This window comes from Rheinheimera sp., assembly GCF_030824435.1.
GTDB lineage: Bacteria > Pseudomonadota > Gammaproteobacteria > Enterobacterales > Alteromonadaceae > Pararheinheimera.
In genome coordinates, this window is the sequence record NZ_JAVBXS010000044.1 from 1 (window position 1) to 17616 (window position 17616).

General features: G+C 47.6%; 13 protein-coding genes. 9 read left to right on the forward strand and 4 right to left on the reverse strand.

The window, feature by feature from the left end; translation table 11 throughout:
• Nucleotides 1-280 precede the first annotated feature (280 nt).
• Nucleotides 281-3073 (reverse strand): DNA polymerase I, encoded by a 2793-nt coding sequence (gene polA / locus RCH83_RS10545; RefSeq protein WP_306521761.1) that lies wholly within the window; start codon nt 3071-3073, stop codon nt 281-283.
• 547 nt (nt 3074-3620) lie between these two features.
• On the opposite strand from polA, the gene RCH83_RS10550 reads away from it, so the two are divergent.
• Both RCH83_RS10550 and RCH83_RS10555 read left to right on the forward strand, forming a co-directional pair.
• The gene (locus RCH83_RS10550; protein WP_306521763.1) at nt 3621-4016 is read left to right on the forward strand and encodes a cytochrome c5 family protein; all 396 of its coding nucleotides are present in this window, start codon (nt 3621-3623) and stop codon (nt 4014-4016) included.
• A gap of 288 nt (nt 4017-4304) precedes the next feature.
• The gene (locus tag RCH83_RS10555) at nt 4305-6896 is read left to right on the forward strand and encodes a diguanylate cyclase domain-containing protein (RefSeq protein WP_306521765.1); all 2592 of its coding nucleotides are present in this window, start codon (nt 4305-4307) and stop codon (nt 6894-6896) included.
• On the opposite strand, the gene rep is transcribed toward RCH83_RS10555, so the two are convergent.
• Nucleotides 6870-8888 carry a DNA helicase Rep gene (gene rep, locus RCH83_RS10560; RefSeq protein ID WP_306521767.1) on the reverse strand — a complete coding sequence of 673 codons (2019 nt, stop codon included), beginning with the start codon at nt 8886-8888 and terminating at the stop codon, nt 6870-6872. The two genes, RCH83_RS10555 and rep, sit on opposite strands and share 27 nt — an antisense overlap.
• Before the next feature lie 176 nt (nt 8889-9064).
• Here rep and RCH83_RS10565 point away from each other — a divergent pair, with 176 nt between their 5' ends.
• The 5 genes from RCH83_RS10565 (at nt 9065) to RCH83_RS10585 (ending at nt 12542) form a co-directional block, all read left to right on the forward strand.
• Nucleotides 9065-9328, forward strand: a complete 264-nt coding sequence (locus RCH83_RS10565) for an accessory factor UbiK family protein (protein WP_306521769.1) — start codon at nt 9065-9067, stop codon at nt 9326-9328.
• Nucleotides 9328-10623, forward strand: a complete 1296-nt coding sequence (locus tag RCH83_RS10570) for an amidohydrolase family protein (protein WP_306521771.1) — start codon at nt 9328-9330, stop codon at nt 10621-10623. The genes RCH83_RS10565 and RCH83_RS10570 overlap by 1 nt, the downstream gene beginning before the upstream one ends.
• A gap of 25 nt (nt 10624-10648) precedes the next feature.
• Nucleotides 10649-10801, forward strand: coding sequence for a hypothetical protein (locus RCH83_RS10575; protein WP_296297508.1), 153 nt, complete (start codon nt 10649-10651; stop codon nt 10799-10801).
• Between the two features lie 58 nt (nt 10802-10859).
• Nucleotides 10860-11591 carry an esterase family protein gene (locus tag RCH83_RS10580; protein ID WP_306521773.1) on the forward strand — a complete coding sequence of 244 codons (732 nt, stop codon included), beginning with the start codon at nt 10860-10862 and terminating at the stop codon, nt 11589-11591.
• 129 nt (nt 11592-11720) lie between these two features.
• Nucleotides 11721-12542: a glycosyltransferase gene (locus RCH83_RS10585; RefSeq protein WP_306521775.1), complete on the forward strand. Its 822-nt coding sequence runs from the start codon at nt 11721-11723 to the stop codon at nt 12540-12542.
• Here RCH83_RS10585 and RCH83_RS10590 read toward each other — a convergent pair.
• Nucleotides 12517-12867, reverse strand: a complete 351-nt coding sequence (locus tag RCH83_RS10590; protein WP_306521777.1) for a RidA family protein — start codon at nt 12865-12867, stop codon at nt 12517-12519. The genes RCH83_RS10585 and RCH83_RS10590 overlap by 26 nt on opposite strands.
• A 79-nt stretch (nt 12868-12946) precedes the next feature.
• Complete coding sequence (locus tag RCH83_RS10595) at nt 12947-13771, reverse strand: DUF2884 family protein (protein WP_306521779.1); 825 nt, start codon at nt 13769-13771, stop codon at nt 12947-12949.
• Between the two features lie 266 nt (nt 13772-14037).
• On the opposite strand from RCH83_RS10595, the gene RCH83_RS10600 reads away from it, so the two are divergent.
• On the forward strand, nt 14038-15846 hold the full coding sequence (locus RCH83_RS10600) for an assimilatory sulfite reductase (NADPH) flavoprotein subunit (protein WP_306521781.1): 1809 nt from the start codon (nt 14038-14040) through the stop codon (nt 15844-15846).
• Nucleotides 15846-17570, forward strand: a complete 1725-nt coding sequence (gene cysI / locus RCH83_RS10605) for an assimilatory sulfite reductase (NADPH) hemoprotein subunit (protein WP_306521783.1) — start codon at nt 15846-15848, stop codon at nt 17568-17570. The genes RCH83_RS10600 and cysI overlap by 1 nt, the downstream gene beginning before the upstream one ends.
• Nucleotides 17571-17616: the final 46 nt, after the last annotated feature.

Here is a 17616-nt window from a genome sequence, read left to right on the forward strand (position 1 = left end):
TTTTACTTTGCCAAGCTCAAAAAGCAAGCATGTTTTGTAATAAAACTACATAAATTTGAGTTTTTTTCATTTTTAAAACTTATTCGTAATAAAATTACGAATTCAGCGGTTTTTTATCTGTGCTTTTAGTGGCAAGTTAGGGGGCTGAAATGTTGATTCTGTGGCAGAAAAAAAGCCCCGCTCATTTTAATGCGGGGCTTAAAGGTGAATTACCAGGAATGGGTATGATCACGCTTAAACTGACTGAGACTGACTAAATAAGTTCAATCAATTTCTATTGTTAGTGCGCTTCATCCCAATTCAGGCCTGAACCTGCTTCAGCCAGCAAAGGTACGTCGAGTGTGGCGGCTTGTTGCATCAGTGCCACTATTTGCTGCTGATATTGTGGCAACTCGTCAGCATCCACTTCAAACACCAGTTCATCGTGCACCTGCATTATCATGCTGATTTTGCTCTGTTCCTGCTGTTGTAGCCATTGATCAACAGCCAGCATGGCGTTTTTAATAATGTCGGCGGCGGTACCCTGCATCGGCGCGTTGATAGCTGCGCGCTCTGCCCCTTTTTTGCGGGCCATGTTTTTACTGTTGATTTCAGGCAAATAAAGCCTGCGGCCAAACAAAGTCTCTACATAACCAGCTTCGTGAGCCTGGGCTCTGGTGCGTTCCATATAGTCCAGTACACCCGGGAAACGGGCAAAATAAGTGTCGACATAATGTTGTGCTTCGCCGCGGCTGATATCCAGTTGTCTTGCCAGACCAAAAGCCGACATACCGTAAATTAAGCCAAAGTTGACTGCTTTAGCACGGCGGCGTTGTTCTGTGGTCACTTCATGCAGCGGCACGGCAAAAACTTCGGCAGCTGTGGCCCTGTGAATATCCAGACCATGAGCAAAAGCATCCAACAGCGCTTTATCCTGTGACAAATGCGCCATAATGCGCAGCTCTATCTGCGAGTAGTCAACAGCCAGAATGCGTTTGCCGGGCGCAGCAATAAAAGCCTGACGGATACGGCGGCCTTCTTCGGTGCGGATAGGAATATTCTGCAAATTAGGCTCTGTTGAACTCAAACGGCCTGTGGCCGCAACCGCCTGATGATAAGAGGTATGCACCCTGCCTGTTACCGGATTGACGCTTTGCGGCAACTTGTCGGTGTAAGTTGACTTCAGTTTGGCTAGCGTTCTGTGTTCAATAATCACTCTTGGCAGTTCATAGTCGTGCGCCAGTTCAGTCAGTACTTCTTCAGCGGTTGACGGAATACCTGTAGGCGTTTTTTTTAATACAGGCAAACCCTGTTCGGTAAACAGAATTTCCTGCAACTGTTTGGGAGACGACAGGTTAAAGGTTTTACCGGCCAGAGCATGTGCTTGTTGCTCTAGCTCACCAATGCGGTTGGCCAGAAATTCACTTTGTTGACGCAGCAGGTTGGCGTCAACCAATACGCCGGTACGTTCCATTCGTGACAGTACAGAAAGTAACGGAATTTCAATTTGTTGCAACACTTCAGACAAACGACCTTCAGACTGCAGCTGCGGCCATAACTGCTGGTGCAATTGTAAAGTGACGTCTGCATCCTCAGCTGCATATTCAGCTGCTTTTTCCAGTTCAATCTGGTTAAAGGTCAGTTGTTTGGCACCTTTACCGGCAATATCTTCAAAACTAATGGTTTGGTGATTGAGGTATTTTTGCGCCAGACTGTCCATATCATGGCGGGTGCCAACACTGTTCAGCACATAAGATTCGAGCATGGTGTCAAAGGCAATACCGGCAAGCTGAATGTCATAACGCGCCAGCACACTCATATCATATTTCAGATTCTGACCGACCTTGGCTTTGTTGTTATCTTCCAGCCAGCCTTTTAGTTGTTGCAGTACCTGGTTGCGTTCCAGCTGCTGCGGTGCGCCAATATAGTCGTGACCAACCGGCAGGTAATAAGCCTGACCTGCAGTGACAGCAAAAGACATCCCGACCAGTTCTGCCTGCATGTAATCTAAGCTGGTGGTTTCGGTATCAAAAGCAACCAAGTCACTTTGTTGTAATAACAGCTGCAGGTCTTTAAATTGTGCTTCGGTCAGAATGGTTTGATACTGACTGCGGTCAAGTTGTGCTGCAGCCTCATCAGCTGTTGGCTGGTCAGGTGCTGCTTCCGTCTGATTATCCGCTGGTGCTGCAGTGCGCACTGTATTAATTTTTTCGGCACTTTGTACTTCTGCCAGCCAACGGCGGAACTCACATTCCTGATACAGCGCAGCCAGTTTTGGGTAATCTGGTTGTTGTAAATGTAAGTCAATCAGTTGTTTGGGCAATTCAACGTCGGTTTTAATAGTGGCGAGTTGATAAGACAATTCCAGCTGATCTTTAAACTCACGCATTTTTTCGGCAATAGTTTTACTGCCGCGAAAACCAAGGGCTGCTATGTCGTCCAGACGCTGATATAAAGTGCTGATAGAGCCTAAACCCTGTAACAGCGCCTGTGCGGTTTTTTCGCCAACACCAGGTAAACCCGGAATGTTGTCGGCTTTGTCGCCCATTAGCGCCAGATAATCAATGATTAGCTCAGGCCCAACACCAAATTTCTCTTTGACACCGTCCGGATCGAGAATGGTATTGGTCATGGTGTTGATTAAGGTGACATGAGGATTCACCAACTGCGCCATATCTTTATCACCGGTCGATATCAGTACATGCCGACCAACTGCAGTCGCCTGCATCGCAATGGTGCCAATCACATCATCGGCTTCAACACCGGAAATACATAACAGCGGCAACCCCAAAGCGTGAATAATCTGATGAAGGGGCTCGATTTGACTGCGTAAATCGTCCGGCATCGGCGGGCGATGTGCTTTGTATTCGGCGTACATCTCGTTGCGAAAAGTGGGCCCTTTGGCATCAAAAACCACGGCCATCTGACTGGGGTTATATTGCCTGAGTAAACTTTTTAACATATTGACCACGCCATAAATGGCGCCAGTGGCTTCGCCTCTGGAGTTGGTTAAATGTGGTGGTGAATGATAAGCACGGAATAAATAAGAAGAACCATCAACCAGGATCAGTGGATCGGCAGGAATTTGTACCATGAGCTTAGCTCCGAATTTTTTATTTAGAATGCCACAATAGAGCCTGTTCGGCCAGAATGCTTTCGGGCAAAGAAAAAGTGGATATGTTGTGGATAAGTTTGTGTAAAAAATGACAGGCGTCACAATGCCTACCAAGATCTTTCAGGCATCAAATTTAGGCTAAGTTGTTGAGAATAAAACTAAAAACGAAGGGGGAGAACAACATGAACCCTTGTTATTATTCTTTACATCCTGTTGTGGAAAATCTTTTTAACCATCCGCCGACTGCTTGCAAATGACGTGAGCTGTAAGGGCGAATGGGTAACTAGACTACCACAAAGACATCTTTTGCAAAGCAGAAAAATGAAAAAAAATTTGTTGAATAACGCCTGCTTTCAGCTGGGAATTCGATGAAAAAAGAACCTGAATGTAATAAGGTTTTTATGTTTTGTGGTCACCATCCACTACAGACATTGCGCTGCCTCTTTCTGGGGCTTTCCCTCTTTGCTCCGGCAGCGCTATAATGCCCCAGAATTTGTGCGGCTAAATTTTCCGGGGATCCCGATTTATGAAAAAAATCACTTTTGTTCTAGCTTTATTAAGCTGTGCTCTGGTTGCCCAGGCCAGTACCGACGACAAAAAAAATGATGAATTAAAAGCGCGGATCGCTCCGGTCGGTCAGGTTTATCTGGCTGGCTCTGAGCCAGTGGTTGCAGCTCCGACAGGCCCACGTACCGGTGAGCAGGTTTATCAGAGTGCTTGTTTCGCCTGTCATGGCACCGGCGCATTAGATGCCCCTAAAAAAGGTGATGCTGCCTGGAAACCTCGTTTAGCTCAGGGTATGGAAGTGTTGCACAAGCATGCCATTGAAGGCATCCGCTCTATGCCGCCACGCGGTACCTGTGCTGACTGTTCAGATAACGAAATTCTGGATGCTATTAAATTTATGACTGAAGGCGTTTAATTCCTGCAGTTGTTGCCAAAGCCGCCTGAGCCTTATTGTGATTGTGCCGGTTCGCTCCGGATCTGTAGTCAGAATAAAGTTCAGGCGGTTTTGTTTTTATGCTGTTTCAGTGCTTAGGCTGAAAACCCGTCAAAACCGTGATTTCCGGCTCTTGCCTGCCAAATTGGTTAAAAACTCTGCAGTTCTCTGCCCGCAACCTCTTTTATCTGGTTAATCTTTGTGCATAATAGAGGCGGTTCTGCAAAAAAGGTCCAACCCCCGGGCCGCTAACTATAAAAAGAGCATCAGTTGAAGGAATTAACGAAGGCTGTCAGCCAGAGGTCAGGGCGAGCTGCATCTCAGCACAGATTAAAAGTATTGCTGGAACGTTACAGAATTGCCTGTGCCGTGCAGCGTGCTTTATTAAATTTATCTGAGCTTGCCAGTACTTTATCTGATATGTCGGAGTTTTATCCGGCCATTCATTCTTTGCTGAACCACTACCTGCCCGCTGATAATTTTTATGTAGTGCTGACTGATCATGATTCAGGTCAAATCAACCTGGAGTATTTTGCTGATGAAAAAGATCAGCACAATGTTGCTGATCTCAGCCCGGCCGACTTTGCCAATGGTCTTACCGGTTATGTGGTGCGTAGTCGCCAGCCATTATTGTGTGACGAACTGCGTTTTTTGCAGCTAATTGCCGAAGGTGAAATTCAATCGCAGGGGACACCAAGTCATCATTGGCTCGGTGTGCCATTGTGCCGTGGCCAGCAGCTCATTGGCGTGATGGCGGTGCAGGTGTACGACAACTCCTATAGTTATCAGCAGCGTGATGTCGAACTACTGGAAGCCATTGCCGGCCATACCGTCACTGCAATCGACAGAGTCAAAAGCCGCGAATTATTGGAGCTGACAGTGCGGGAGCGCACTAAACAGCTGCAAAATATTAATCAGTCGTTACAACGTGAGATCCGCGAACGTAGCAATGCCGAAAAGCTGCAGGCTGCTTTATATAAAATTTCCGAACTGACCGCCACAAACGCCGACATGAACGGTTTTTACCGTGAAGTGCATAAAATTCTGTCTGGTTTAATGAAGGTGGATAACTGCTATATCGCCTTGCTGGATGAAAGTGGCAAAACTTTGAGTTTCCCTTTTTATCTGGATCAATATTCACCACCAGCCCAGGAAAGACCGCTGCGAAAAGGTTTTACCGAATATGTATTGCGGGTCGGTGAAGCACGGCTGATTAACAGGGAGTTGTCAGATCTGCTGGTCCAGCAGGGTGAAGTGCTGAGGCTGGTGTCAGATCCGGACCAGCAGGTACCGCTGTCAACCAGTTGGCTGGGGGCGCCGTTGTTGATTGACCAGCAGGCACTGGGTGTTATTGCGGTACAGTCTTATGACGAAGCTTATTTATACAGCGAAACTGAACTGAATATTTTGCGTTTTGTGTCGCAACATATCGCAGTGGCGATTCAGCGCAAACTGAATACCGAACAGCAAAAACAACATCAGGAAGAGTTAGAACGTAAAATTTTTGAACGCACCCGTGAACTGCGCCAGACCAATCTATTTTTACGTTTACAGGTGGAAGAGCGGAAAAAAATTGAAGAAAAGCTGTTTCACGAAGCCAATCACGACACTCTGACTGGCCTCGCCAACCGGCAGATGTTTATGCAGCACTTAAAGCAGCAGTTTACCTTGCGAGGTCGGGAGCCCGACTTGCGTTTTGCTTTGTTATTCATTGATTTAGACAGATTTAAGCTGATTAACGACACTATGGGGCACCATGCCGGTGATTGCTTTTTAGTGGAAGTTAGTCAGCGTTTGTTGCGTACTGTGCGCGAACACGATTTGGTGGCAAGGTTGGGCGGAGACGAGTTTGTGGTGTTGCTGACCCAACTCAACAGTGACACTGATGCGGAAGAAGTGGCCGATCGTATTATTGACGCTGTGCGTGCACCAATGCAGCTACAGGATCAACAAGTACATTCCGGCGCCAGTATAGGTATTGCCTGTTATAAAGCGGATTACACCAATGCCGACACTTTATTACGTGATGCCGACGCCGCTATGTATCAGGCCAAAGCCATGGGGCGCAATCGTTTTGTGATTTTTACCAGCACAATGCGGATGCAGTTGTTGCAGGAGCTCAGCATGGAGCAGGCGCTGCATCAGGCGCTGGCCGACAAACAATTTGAAATTGCGTTTGACCCTATTGTTTGCAGTGAAAAACAACATTTATTGGGTTTTGAAAGCAGCATTCTGTGGGTTCACCCCGACCTTGGTTTACAACAAAATTTCAGTCATCTGGCGTCACAGGCTGGCGTGCTGGCACAAATTGAACTGCAAATTTTGCAGCAGCTGTTACAACAATTGCAGCAGCAAACACAACCGGCTTTATTAAGCCTGACATTATGCCAACAGCATTTACTCAACCCGGTGCAGTTTGACCGGCTACACAAAGTATTGTTGCCTTATCAGTCTTTGTTACACAGATTGGCACTTGGTTTTACCGAAACCGATCTGATCCGGCTTGGCAGCAGCAACCTGAATTATTTGCAGCAACTGAAACGGCTGGGTGTACGTTTGTCGTTAGAGCATTTTGGTGTTGATATGATGCCGCTGGGGCTGTTAACTCAATATCAATTTGATTTTATTAAACTTGATCCATCGTTTAGTCGCAGTTTGCAACGCCATAACAACAAAAAGCAGTTGCTCGAGTTGCTGGTGACTTTGTCACAAAGTTATAAATTCAGAGTGATAGCCGCCGGAGTTGATGACGCCGGCTTGCGGCAACTGTTGTTGGATGCCGGTTGTTGTTATTTGCAGGGTGAGCTGGTGCGCAACCTGCAACAAGCTCAGGACTCAGTCTTTCTTCAGCAGCTGGCGTAACCTTTCCAGATGCGCAAGGCCTGTTTGCTGGCGCTGCGCTTCGGTTTTTACCGATGTTGTGTGTTGAGCCCATTCTAAATCGTCAGAAGGCAATTCCTGTAAAAACCGGCTGGGTTCGGGTTTAATCACTTCGCCATATTGGCGGCGTTCACGGGCATAAGTAAAAATCAGCTCACGTTGGGCGCGGGTGATGCCTACATAAGCCAGGCGTCTTTCTTCTTCAACATTGTCTTCATCAATACAGGTTTGATGCGGCAATATGCCTTCTTCCATGCCCACCATAAACACATAAGGAAATTCGAGGCCCTTGGAGGCGTGGAGGGTCAGCAGCTGCACCTGATCGGCGTCGTCGTCTTTGTCATTACGTTCCATCATGTCGCGTAAGGTCAGTTTGGTGACGACTTCGGCCAAGGTCATTGGCTCGTGTTCTTCATCCCCTTTGAGCATTTCGCTGACCCAACGATAGAGCTCGTTGACGTTTTTCAACGCCATTTCGGCCGCTTTGGGACTGGCACAAGTTTCAAACAAATAAGCTTCGTATTTGCTCTGACGGATCAAATCCCGCACTGCTTCAGCAGGTTCAGCACGTACTGCGTTATCGGCAAGTTCAACCATCCAGCGGGAAAAATCACGCACCGCTGCCAGGCTTCGGGCCGATAATTCATCGGATAATTCCGGTGCACAACAAGCTTCAAACAAGCTGATATGTAATGAATTTGCCAGGCTGCCAATACGTTCTAACGTGGCGGCGCCAATTTCGCGTTTGGGCGTATTAATGATCCGCAGCAGCGCATTGTCATCGTCCTGATTCACCAGCAAGCGCAAATAAGCCATCACGTCTTTAATTTCCGGTCTGGAGAAAAACGAAGTGCCACCGGAAATTTTGTATGGAATACGGTTGGTCATCAGCGCTTTTTCAAACACCCGCGCCTGATGGTTGCCACGATACAAAATGGCGTAATCTTTATAGTTACTGCGGTTAATAAAACGGTGGGAAATAATCTCGGCTACTACTTTTTCTGCTTCATCTTCTTCGTGTTTGGTTGGCAACACTTTGAGCGGCACACCATAACCCAGGGTACTGAATAGCGCTTTGTCGTATTCATGCGGGTTATTGGCAATTAAGATATTGGCAGCCTTGAGAATACGTTCACAAGAACGGTAATTTTGCTCCAGTTTAATGACTTTTAAATTGGGGAAATCTTTGCCAAGCAACACCAGATTTTGTGGTTTGGCACCGCGCCAGGAATAAATCGACTGGTCGTCATCCCCTACCACAGTAAAACGCTGTCGTTCACCAACCAGCCATTTTACCAGTTCATATTGGCTGGTATTGGTGTCCTGATATTCATCCACCAGCAGATATTGCAGCTTTTGTTGCCAACGCTGACGCACCTCGGCGTTGGACGCAAACAACAAAGTGGGCACCATAATTAAATCGTCAAAATCCAAAGCGTTATAAGCACGCAGCTGCTGAGCATATTGGGCATAAAAATTGGCAAAACTGATGCTTTGCGCGTCCATCGCTTGTGCCATGGCCTGTTGTGGCAACAGTAAGTCATTCTTCCAGCTCGAAATTTTGCTTTGCAGCGCCCTTAATAAATCTTTGTCACCCTGTAAGTCGGCTTCGGTCAGCTCTTTGAGCAGCGCCATGCTGTCCTGATCATCAAACAGCGTAAAATTCGCTTTATAACCAATGGCTTTGTGTTCTTTTTTGATGATCTCAAGGCCAAGGGTGTGGAAGGTAGAAACAGTTAAACCCCGCAGTTTGCTGCGATCCAGCTGATGACTAATACGCTCTTTCATCTCGCGGGCGGCTTTGTTGGTAAAGGTCACAGCGGCAATATGGCGGGCCGACATGCCACATTCTTCAATCAGATAAGCAATTTTATTGGTAATTACCCTGGTTTTGCCTGAACCGGCGCCAGCCAGCACCAGACAAGGCCCGGAGATATATTTTACTGCTTCATTTTGTTGAGGATTAAGTTTCATCGGCCACCCTGTTTTGCGAGGGCGCAAGTTTAGCAAAAAGCGCTGTGGCGTGACAGCAATCTAAGCCCGGTCATTTGCGACAAAAGCCCGGCTTTGGCTTGAAATAGTTGTCGCCTGTCTCCATCAAGGCTCGTAGAATAAAAATTCCTGACGCACGTAAAACTGAGGCAACACAAATGATAGATCCGAAAAAAATCGAAGAAATGGCGCGACAAATTGGTGCTGCTATCCCACCGAAGTTCCGTGAAGTAGCGGATGATGTTGAAGCCAAAGTCAAAGCTGTGTTGCAGGCCAAATTAAGTCAGCTGGATTTTGTGTCGCGGGAAGAATTTGATGTACAAACCCAGGTGTTACAACGTACCCGCGCCAGGCTGGAAGCTTTAGAAGTTCAAGTACAACAATTGTTGCAGGACAAAAACCAGGATCAGGATGCTTCCTGATGAAAAGGGTTTTAACCACTTTATTGCTGTTGATTGCCGGCACAGGTCCTGCTGTTGCCGCAGTAGATGCTGTTGTGTTGGCCGGTTATTTATTAGATGTCAGTAGTGGTCAGTATCAACGCGACCAGGCGCTATTGCTTGAGGGCGAGCGTATTGTTGACATAGTGCCAGCAGATAAAGCACCTAAAATTCAGAATACCATCGATTTATCAGATGCTTATGTGCTACCTGGTTTAATTGATATGCATGTGCACCTGACGTCAGACCCGACTAAACATGGTTACCGTGCGCTGGCGGAAACGCCACAACGGGAAGCTATTTTTGGGGTAAAGGCAGCTGAAGCAACATTAAAAGCCGGTTTTACCACAGTGCGTAATTTAGGCGCTGGTGGTTTTGCTGACGTTGCGCTGCGTGATGCCATTAATGAAGGTGAAACCCCAGGCCCGCGCATGCGGGTGTCGGGCCCGACCATCTGCATTACCGGTGGTCATTGTGACAACAACCTGTTACCGCATATTTATCGTGCCCAGAGTGGTGGTGTGGCCAATGGCAGCGACGAAATCCGTAGCCGGGTGCGTGAAAACATCAAATATGGTGCAGACGTGATTAAATTCACTGCCACTGGTGGTGTCATGTCGAAAAACACCGACGTCAATGCTGCGCAGTATAGTCTGGCTGAAATGCAGGCTCTGGTAGAAGAAGCCCATGACAGAGGCCGTATTGTTGCCGCCCATGCTCATGGTTTAAAAGGCATTAAAAGGGCGATCAGTGCCGGAGTGGATTCGATAGAACACGGCAGTTTTGTTGATGACGAAGCCATCAAACTGGCGAAACAACATGGCACTTATCTGGTGATGGATGTTTATGTCAGTGACTACATTCTGGCAGAAGGTGAAGCTGCTGGTATTCTGCCGGAATCGCTGGAAAAAGAACGTTCAGTGGGTCTGATACAACGGCAAAACTTTAAAAAAGCAGTACAGGCCGGCGTAAAAATGGCTTATGGTACTGATGCCGGTGTTTACACCCACGGTCTGAATGCCAGGCAACTGTCTTATATGGTGCAGTGGGGCATGACGCCGCTGCAGGCGCTGCAAAGTGCCACTATTCATGCCGCCACTTTATTAAACTGGCGTAATAACGACGGTAGTTTGCAGGTGGGACAACTAAAGGCCGGCGCTTATGCCGACCTGATAGCAGTGCCGCAAGATCCGTTAACCAACATTAAGGTATTAGAACAAGCGCCGCTGGTGGTCAAAGGTGGACAGCTGGTGAGTACCGGCGAACAACAACTCTAATCACAACAGCTGGGAGGAACACATGATGAGTGAATTTGATTTTGACTTAGACCATCTGGATTTTGACGCTGCAGCGGAAAAAAATGCCAGACAACTGGAACTGGCTGACCAGGCTGCCGCCGATGCCGCCGCTTTACCAGATGAGGACGACTGTGCCGGTGGTGCCTGTAAAATTTAACTGGCGCGGCTTCTGTGCCGCCCTGCTGCTTTTTTGCGGCAGTACAGCTGCTGGTCAGTTGTCTGAACCTCAACGTATTCACAGTCCTGAGCTGGGTTACGATTTGCAATATCGGGTATATCAACCGGAAGGTTTTGCCCCCGGTTTACCTACTTTGTATGTCACGGACGGGGAAGCTTATTTACAGTCCGGTCAGATGGCGGCGTTGTTAGACAACGAAATTGCCACAGGGCATATAGAGCCGCTGCTGGTGGTGTTTGTCGACAGCCGTAATCCGGACAACCTCAAGGAAAACCGCCGCCACAAACAATTTATGTGTAATCAGCAATATGCTGCTTTTTACCGGCAACAGCTGCTGCCTAAAATTGGCAGTGATTATCAGGTAAGCGCAGACCGACAGCACAGAGTGATCCTTGGTTTTTCTTTTGGCGCCATCAATTCGGCTTGTTTTGGTTTATTGTTAGAACCACAATTTGCCGGCATTGCCATGCAGTCGCCGGGCAATAGCCAACATCTGCAGTTATTAAGCAAAATGTATGGTAAAACCGAGCCTCTGGCTTTGCGCTTTTTTTTGTCGATGGGCACCAAAAACGACAACATCAGTGCCGGACGTAAGTTTCATCGTTTATTAGAACAAAAAGGTTATCCGGTGTTGTATCAGGAAGTGGCTTTTGGCCATGACTGGCGCAACTGGAAGCCTTTATTACCCGCTGTGTTAAGACATTTTTTTGCCAGACCCAAGGCAGATCCGGACTCGGTCGGGCAGGAAAAAAGCCCGGCACGCTCATAGGGCACTGACCAGTTGCAGCAGATAAAACCACCGTTATATCCACATTTACTAAATTTCTCTGCGGATAGCTCTGCAGCCTCTGTTAGCTTGGGTATAATCCACCGCTGAACAGAGTAGGCGGAGCTGCAGATGCAAACAGTGTATGGGTTATGGATCGGTGGTTGCCTCAGTGCTGTTGAACAGCTTGTGGTGCAGTCTTATCTGCAGTTGGGCCATCATTTTGTGCTTTATACCTATGAGGGTGTGCAACAAGTCCCTGCGGGTGCAGAGATCCGCGATGCCAATAAAATCCTTGATAAAAAACATATTTTTGTAAATAACAAAGGCAGTTTGGCGCTGTTCTCCGACTGGTTTCGCTGGGAAATGTTGTACCGGCATGGTGGTTATTGGGTTGATATGGATATGGTGTGCCTGCAGGTGTTGCCACAACAACCTGACATTATTTTTGGTTGGGAAAGTGAGCTGGTTGGCTCAGGTTTATTATGTTTTCCGGCCGGTCACCCGTTTTGCCGTTTTATGGCCGATAGTTGCGCCGAACCAAACCGCTGGTTGCCCTACGATAATCTGCGGTTAAAACTGAAAAAGCTGGTACGTCGTTACCTGCAAGGTAACCACAGAGGCAATGTGGGCTGGGGTGAAATTGGCGGGCCCAAGGGACTTAGTCGTGCAGTGGAGTTTTTCGGTTTACAGCCTTATGTTCAGCCGGAAACCATGTTTTATCCGGTGCATTTTGACTCTTGGCAGCAAATTTACCAGGGCGGTATTCAGTTGGCTGATTTAACCGGCAGTTACACTGTGCATCTTTATAACGAAATGCTGCGTCAGCATGGTTATGATAAAAACCAGCAGTATCCGCAGCATTCTTTGCTGGAGCAGCTGAAAAGTCGTTTTGGTTTAAGTTTATACCAACAGCCGGCCGCTGATATTAACCAAGATAAGCCGTTACTTTAATTTCAATCAGCCAGGCAGGATTGGCCAAACGGGCTTCCACAGTAGCGCGGGCCGGAGCCTGACCTGGCGCCACCCAGCTGTCCCATGCCTGATTCATGCCGTTGTAATCGGCCATATCTGCCAGATAAATCACGGCATCCACAATGGTGGTTTTGTTGGTGCCGCAAGTGGCCAGCAGTGCATCAATTTGCGCCAGCACATCCTGAGTTTGCGCCTTAATATCGCCTTCTGTGTTCTCGGGCACCATACCGGCACAAAATACAAAGTTACCTGCAATGACTGCTTCAGAATAACGAGCGGCAGGTAAAATACGTTGAATACTCATTAGCTTAACTCCAAAAAAATGCCGCGCTGGCGGCGCGGCTCAATAGGGGGATAAGCATAACTTGTTTCAAACTTGCTGGCTATTCGGTCTGACCATCGTCCGATTTAAAGCTCAGTTGCATACCTTCTTTGCTGGTGTTGATCAGGTCAAAGGCCGTCATGGCAGGCACTTGAGCCTGAATTTGTTGTTCCAGCTTGTCCAGTTGTTGCAGGTTCTGACAAATGTTGTTGCCACGTTTTTCTAAGGCTTCGCCACGGCTTTCCATATCAGCTTCCAGCTCTGTACCAAACTGTTCCATTTCTTTACCAAATTGTTCCATACGTTGTTCAAAGTTGCCTTCACCACGTGACATAGCCTGACCCACCATCACCAGCATGGAGCCTGTCATTTCTGACATTGAACTTTCCACTGCCTGTTCAAACTCTTTAGAAAATTCAGCGTCGGCATTATGCAGTTTGCTGCCATTAATGCGGATTTCGTCGCCATTTTTAATCACCAGCTGATCCAGATTGGTGCGCAGCTTAGCCAAAGATTTATCGATACCTTGCTGCACATCGCTGTTGTCACCACCAAACTGAGTGACAACACGGCTGATGGCATCAGAAGCCATTTGCAGTGCATCCGCCACCAGTAACACAGTTTCCTGCGCCTGACCGCGTAAACCTTGTTGATATTGTTGCAAAGCCTGTTGGGTGTTGGCGTCGGTATCAACCGCTTTGCCATCCAGCCACAACTGGCCATCGCTGTTGATCAGCCACAAGGACTGGTCGGCACGTTGTAACTGGACTGAAGTGGGGGCAATCACTAAATCATCTTTAAATTGCAAAGCGCAATTTTGTGATTCAGTGGCAAAAGCAGAAAAAGACAGACTGGCGGCGATGGCGGTTGCAATTAAAGTTTTCATGGTGCATTCCTTGTGTCGGTTGATAATTGGCTATCGCAAAGGCTGTGCCATAAATTAAGCTATTGTTATTAAATGGTTTATTTGTTTTTGGCGAGAAAGTGGTTTTATCTGTCATAGTAAAAGTGACTAATTATTAGTCAAATAATCAGTATGTCTACGACTGCTGTCTATATAACTAAAACGCATAAAAAGGAAAGATCGATTCTTTCCGGAATATCCGTATAGACGGCTAAAATGCGGGCAATTGATTAAAAATAGGTGTTGTTATGCTTCTGGCTTCACTGACTGCCCAAGCAAGTCCGCTAAATGCGCAGCAAGTTAAAGATTTACAGGCGCTGGTTTGCCAGCTGAACCCCATTCAGCAAGCCTGGGTAAGCGGTTATCTGGCCGCTGCAGCGCAGTTGTCCGGTCAGCAGGCAGGCGCTGTAGCTGCCGCGCAAGTGGCTGAAGCTGCAACTTTAACCATTTTATACGCATCCCAAACCGGCAATGCCAAAGCTGTGGCAGGTAAAATTAAAGCTGCAGCGCAAACTCAGGGTTTTGCTGTGCAGTTGCTGGATATTGCCAGTTACAAAACCAATGCACTGGCCAAAGAGAAGTTTTTAATCATCGTGACTTCCACTTATGGTGAAGGTGAACCGCCTGAGTCTGCGGTGAGTTTCCATAAGTTTTTGTTTGGCAAAAAAGCACCACAGCTCGCTCATCTGCATTATGCAGTCTTGGGGTTAGGCGACAGCTCTTATGAATATTTCTGCCAGACCGCTTTGGATTTTGACAATAAGCTGGCTTCATTTGGCGCAAAAAGGCTGCACCCTGTTGCTTTATTGGATGTGGATTACGAAGCGCAAGCCTCTGAGTGGCAACAACAGGCGCTTTTGCAGTTTGCACCTTTATTAACAGCTGCTAATACCACACCTTCGGCACAAGTCATTGCCTGGCCAGGTGCCAGCGACGGTCATCATAGTTTGTATAACAAACAAAACCCATTGCATGCTGAGTTGTCAGTGAATCAAAAAATCACCGGCCGTAACTCCAGCAAAGATGTGCGCCATATTGAAATTTCGCTGGCAGATTCTGGTTTAACTTATCAACCGGGTGATGCGCTTGGGGTGTATTTCCAAAACGATCCGGCTCTGGTCAGCGCTATTCTGGCCGCTACCGGTATCGCTGCTGCAACGCAAGTGACGCTGGATGGTGCACAAATCAGCATTGAAACAGCTTTAACAGAGCAGCTTGAGTTAACCCAGTCGTACCCATCTTTTGTTGAAAAATACGCAGCGGCCACCGGCAATACAGCCTTGCAACAGCTTGCAACCGACAAAGCCGCGTTACGTGAATTTTTAGCGCAACATCAAACTGCCGATGTGGTGCTGCAATACCCAGCTTCGTTAAGTGCGCAGCAGTTAGTGGATTGCCTGCGTAAACAACAACCGCGGTTATATTCCATTGCTTCCAGCCAGGCCGAAGTGGGTGAAGAAGTACATTTAACAGTGGCTGTAGTGCGTTTTGATGCTTTTGGTCAACCTCATTTAGGTGGTGCGTCCGGCTTTTTAGCCGAGCGTTTAGCCGAAGGCCAGCAAGTAAAAGTTTTTGTTGAACACAATGACAATTTCCGTCTGCCAGGTCACGACACTCCGGTGATTATGATTGGCCCAGGCACCGGCATTGCACCTTTCCGTGCATTTTTGCAGGAACGCGATAACGCCGGCGCCACGGGCCAAAACTGGCTGTTTTTTGGTAACCCCCATTTCACCCAGGACTTTTTATACCAGGTGGAACTGCAGGATTATTTAAAACGTGGAGTGCTGAGTAAACTGGATGTGGCATTTAGCCGCGACCAGGCGGAAAAAGTTTATGTTCAGCATAAGCTGCTGGCCAAAGGCGCTGAAGTCTGGAGTTGGTTAGAGCAAGGTGCCCATCTGTATATTTGTGGTGATGGCAGCAAAATGGCCAAAGACGTACACCAGGCGCTGCTGCAAATTGCGCAGACCCATGGTGGACTGAGCGAAGAAGCGGCCGCCGATTATTTAGAACAACTGCGTGAACACAAACGTTATCAGAAGGATGTTTATTAATGACAACGCCACAATACCCGATAGATCCACAGCTGCAGGTGCAGGGTGCGCTGTCTGATAACGAACGCTTAAAAGCTGAAAGTCATCATTTACGCGGTACTATTACCACAGACTTAAAAGATGAAATTACCGGCGGTTTCACCGGCGATAACTTCTTATTGGTGCGTTTTCACGGCATGTATCAACAAGATGACCGCGATATCCGTGCTGAACGCGCTGAACAAAAGCTGGAACCGCTGCATAACGTAATGCTGCGGGCGCGCATGCCAGGCGGCATTATCAAGCCTGAGCAGTGGCTGGCTATTGATAAATTTGCCAGCGAAAAAACCCTGTACGGCAGCATCCGTTTAACCACCCGTCAGACTTTCCAGTTCCATGGAGTGTTTAAGCCTAATATCAAACCTATGCATCAGATGCTGAACAGCATTGGTATTGATTCAATAGCTACCGCCGGTGACGTGAACCGTAACGTGCTTTGTACTTCAAACCCAGTGGAATCGGTGTTGCACCAGCAAGCTTATGAATGGGCTGTGAAAATTTCTGAACATTTGCTGCCAAAAACCCGCGCTTATGCCGAAATCTGGCTGGATGAAGAAAAAGTAGAAACAACAGAAACCGAACCTGTGCTGGGTGACACCTATTTACCCCGCAAGTTTAAAACCACAGTGGTCATTCCGCCGCATAACGATATTGACGTGCATGCCAACGACTTAAACTTTGTCGCTATTGCCGAAAATGGCCAGTTAGTTGGTTTTAATGTGTTAGTGGGTGGTGGTTTAGCCATGACACACGGCGACAAAGGCACTTACCCACGCCGGGCTGAAGACTTTGGTTTTATTGGCCTGGAGCATGTGCTGAAAGTGGCAGAGCATGTGGTGACAGTGCAACGTGATTATGGCGACAGGGTGAACCGCAAAAACGCCAAAACCAAATACACTATCGACCGTATTGGCGTCGACACTTTTAAACAGCAAGTGGAAAAACGGGTTGGCGTGCAGTTTCAGCCAAGCCGCCCTTACACTTTCACGCACCGTGGCGATCGTTTTGGCTGGGTGGAAGGCATTGATGGTAAACACCATTTAACCCTCTTTATCGAAAACGGCCGTTTGTTGGATTATCCGGGCAAACCATTAAAAACCGGTGTGTCTGAAATTGCCAAAATTCACAAAGGTGATTTTCGCATGACGGCCAACCAGAACCTGATCATCGCAGGTGTGGCTGCTGAAGATAAAAGCCAGATTGAAGCCATTGCCCGCGCTCACGGTTTAATTGAAGACTCTGTGACAGCGCAGCGCAAAAACTCGATGGCCTGTGTGTCTTTGCCGACTTGCCCATTGGCGATGGCGGAAGCCGAACGTTATTTACCAACTTTGGTGACGCATGTGGAAGGCATTTTAGCCAAACACAATGTAGCGGAAGAGCATATTATTCTGCGGGTGGTGGGCTGCCCTAACGGTTGTGGCCGCGCCATGCTGGCGGAAGCCGGTTTAGTAGGCCGTGGTCCTGGTAAATACAATTTGTATTTAGGTGGCAACACTGCCGGTACCCGTATTCCTAAATTGTATTTAGATAACGTCGCTGAAGCGGAAATTCTGGCGGCGCTGGATACTTTGATTGGCCGCTGGGCAGCCGAGCGTCATGCCGGTGAATGTTTTGGTGATTTTGTTATTCGTATTGGCGTGGTGGCAGAAGTAAAAGTCAGTAAAACTGATTTTCATGCCTGATTTGCAGATTGAATAGCGACGCAAGAAAGAGGCTGGAGTTTTAACT

Coding starts and splice junctions, on each gene's coding strand:
- polA (WP_306521761.1), bottom strand. CDS start 3,073: ATGGTACAAATTCCTGCCGATCCACTGATCCTGGTTGATGGTTCTTCT.
- RCH83_RS10550 (WP_306521763.1), top strand. CDS start 3,621: ATGAAAAAAATCACTTTTGTTCTAGCTTTATTAAGCTGTGCTCTGGTT.
- rep (WP_306521767.1), bottom strand. CDS start 8,888: ATGAAACTTAATCCTCAACAAAATGAAGCAGTAAAATATATCTCCGGG.
- RCH83_RS10565 (WP_306521769.1), top strand. CDS start 9,065: ATGATAGATCCGAAAAAAATCGAAGAAATGGCGCGACAAATTGGTGCT.
- RCH83_RS10570 (WP_306521771.1), top strand. CDS start 9,328: ATGAAAAGGGTTTTAACCACTTTATTGCTGTTGATTGCCGGCACAGGT.
- RCH83_RS10575 (WP_296297508.1), top strand. CDS start 10,649: ATGAGTGAATTTGATTTTGACTTAGACCATCTGGATTTTGACGCTGCA.
- RCH83_RS10585 (WP_306521775.1), top strand. CDS start 11,721: ATGCAAACAGTGTATGGGTTATGGATCGGTGGTTGCCTCAGTGCTGTT.
- RCH83_RS10590 (WP_306521777.1), bottom strand. CDS start 12,867: ATGAGTATTCAACGTATTTTACCTGCCGCTCGTTATTCTGAAGCAGTC.
- RCH83_RS10595 (WP_306521779.1), bottom strand. CDS start 13,771: ATGAAAACTTTAATTGCAACCGCCATCGCCGCCAGTCTGTCTTTTTCT.
- RCH83_RS10600 (WP_306521781.1), top strand. CDS start 14,038: ATGCTTCTGGCTTCACTGACTGCCCAAGCAAGTCCGCTAAATGCGCAG.
- cysI (WP_306521783.1), top strand. CDS start 15,846: ATGACAACGCCACAATACCCGATAGATCCACAGCTGCAGGTGCAGGGT.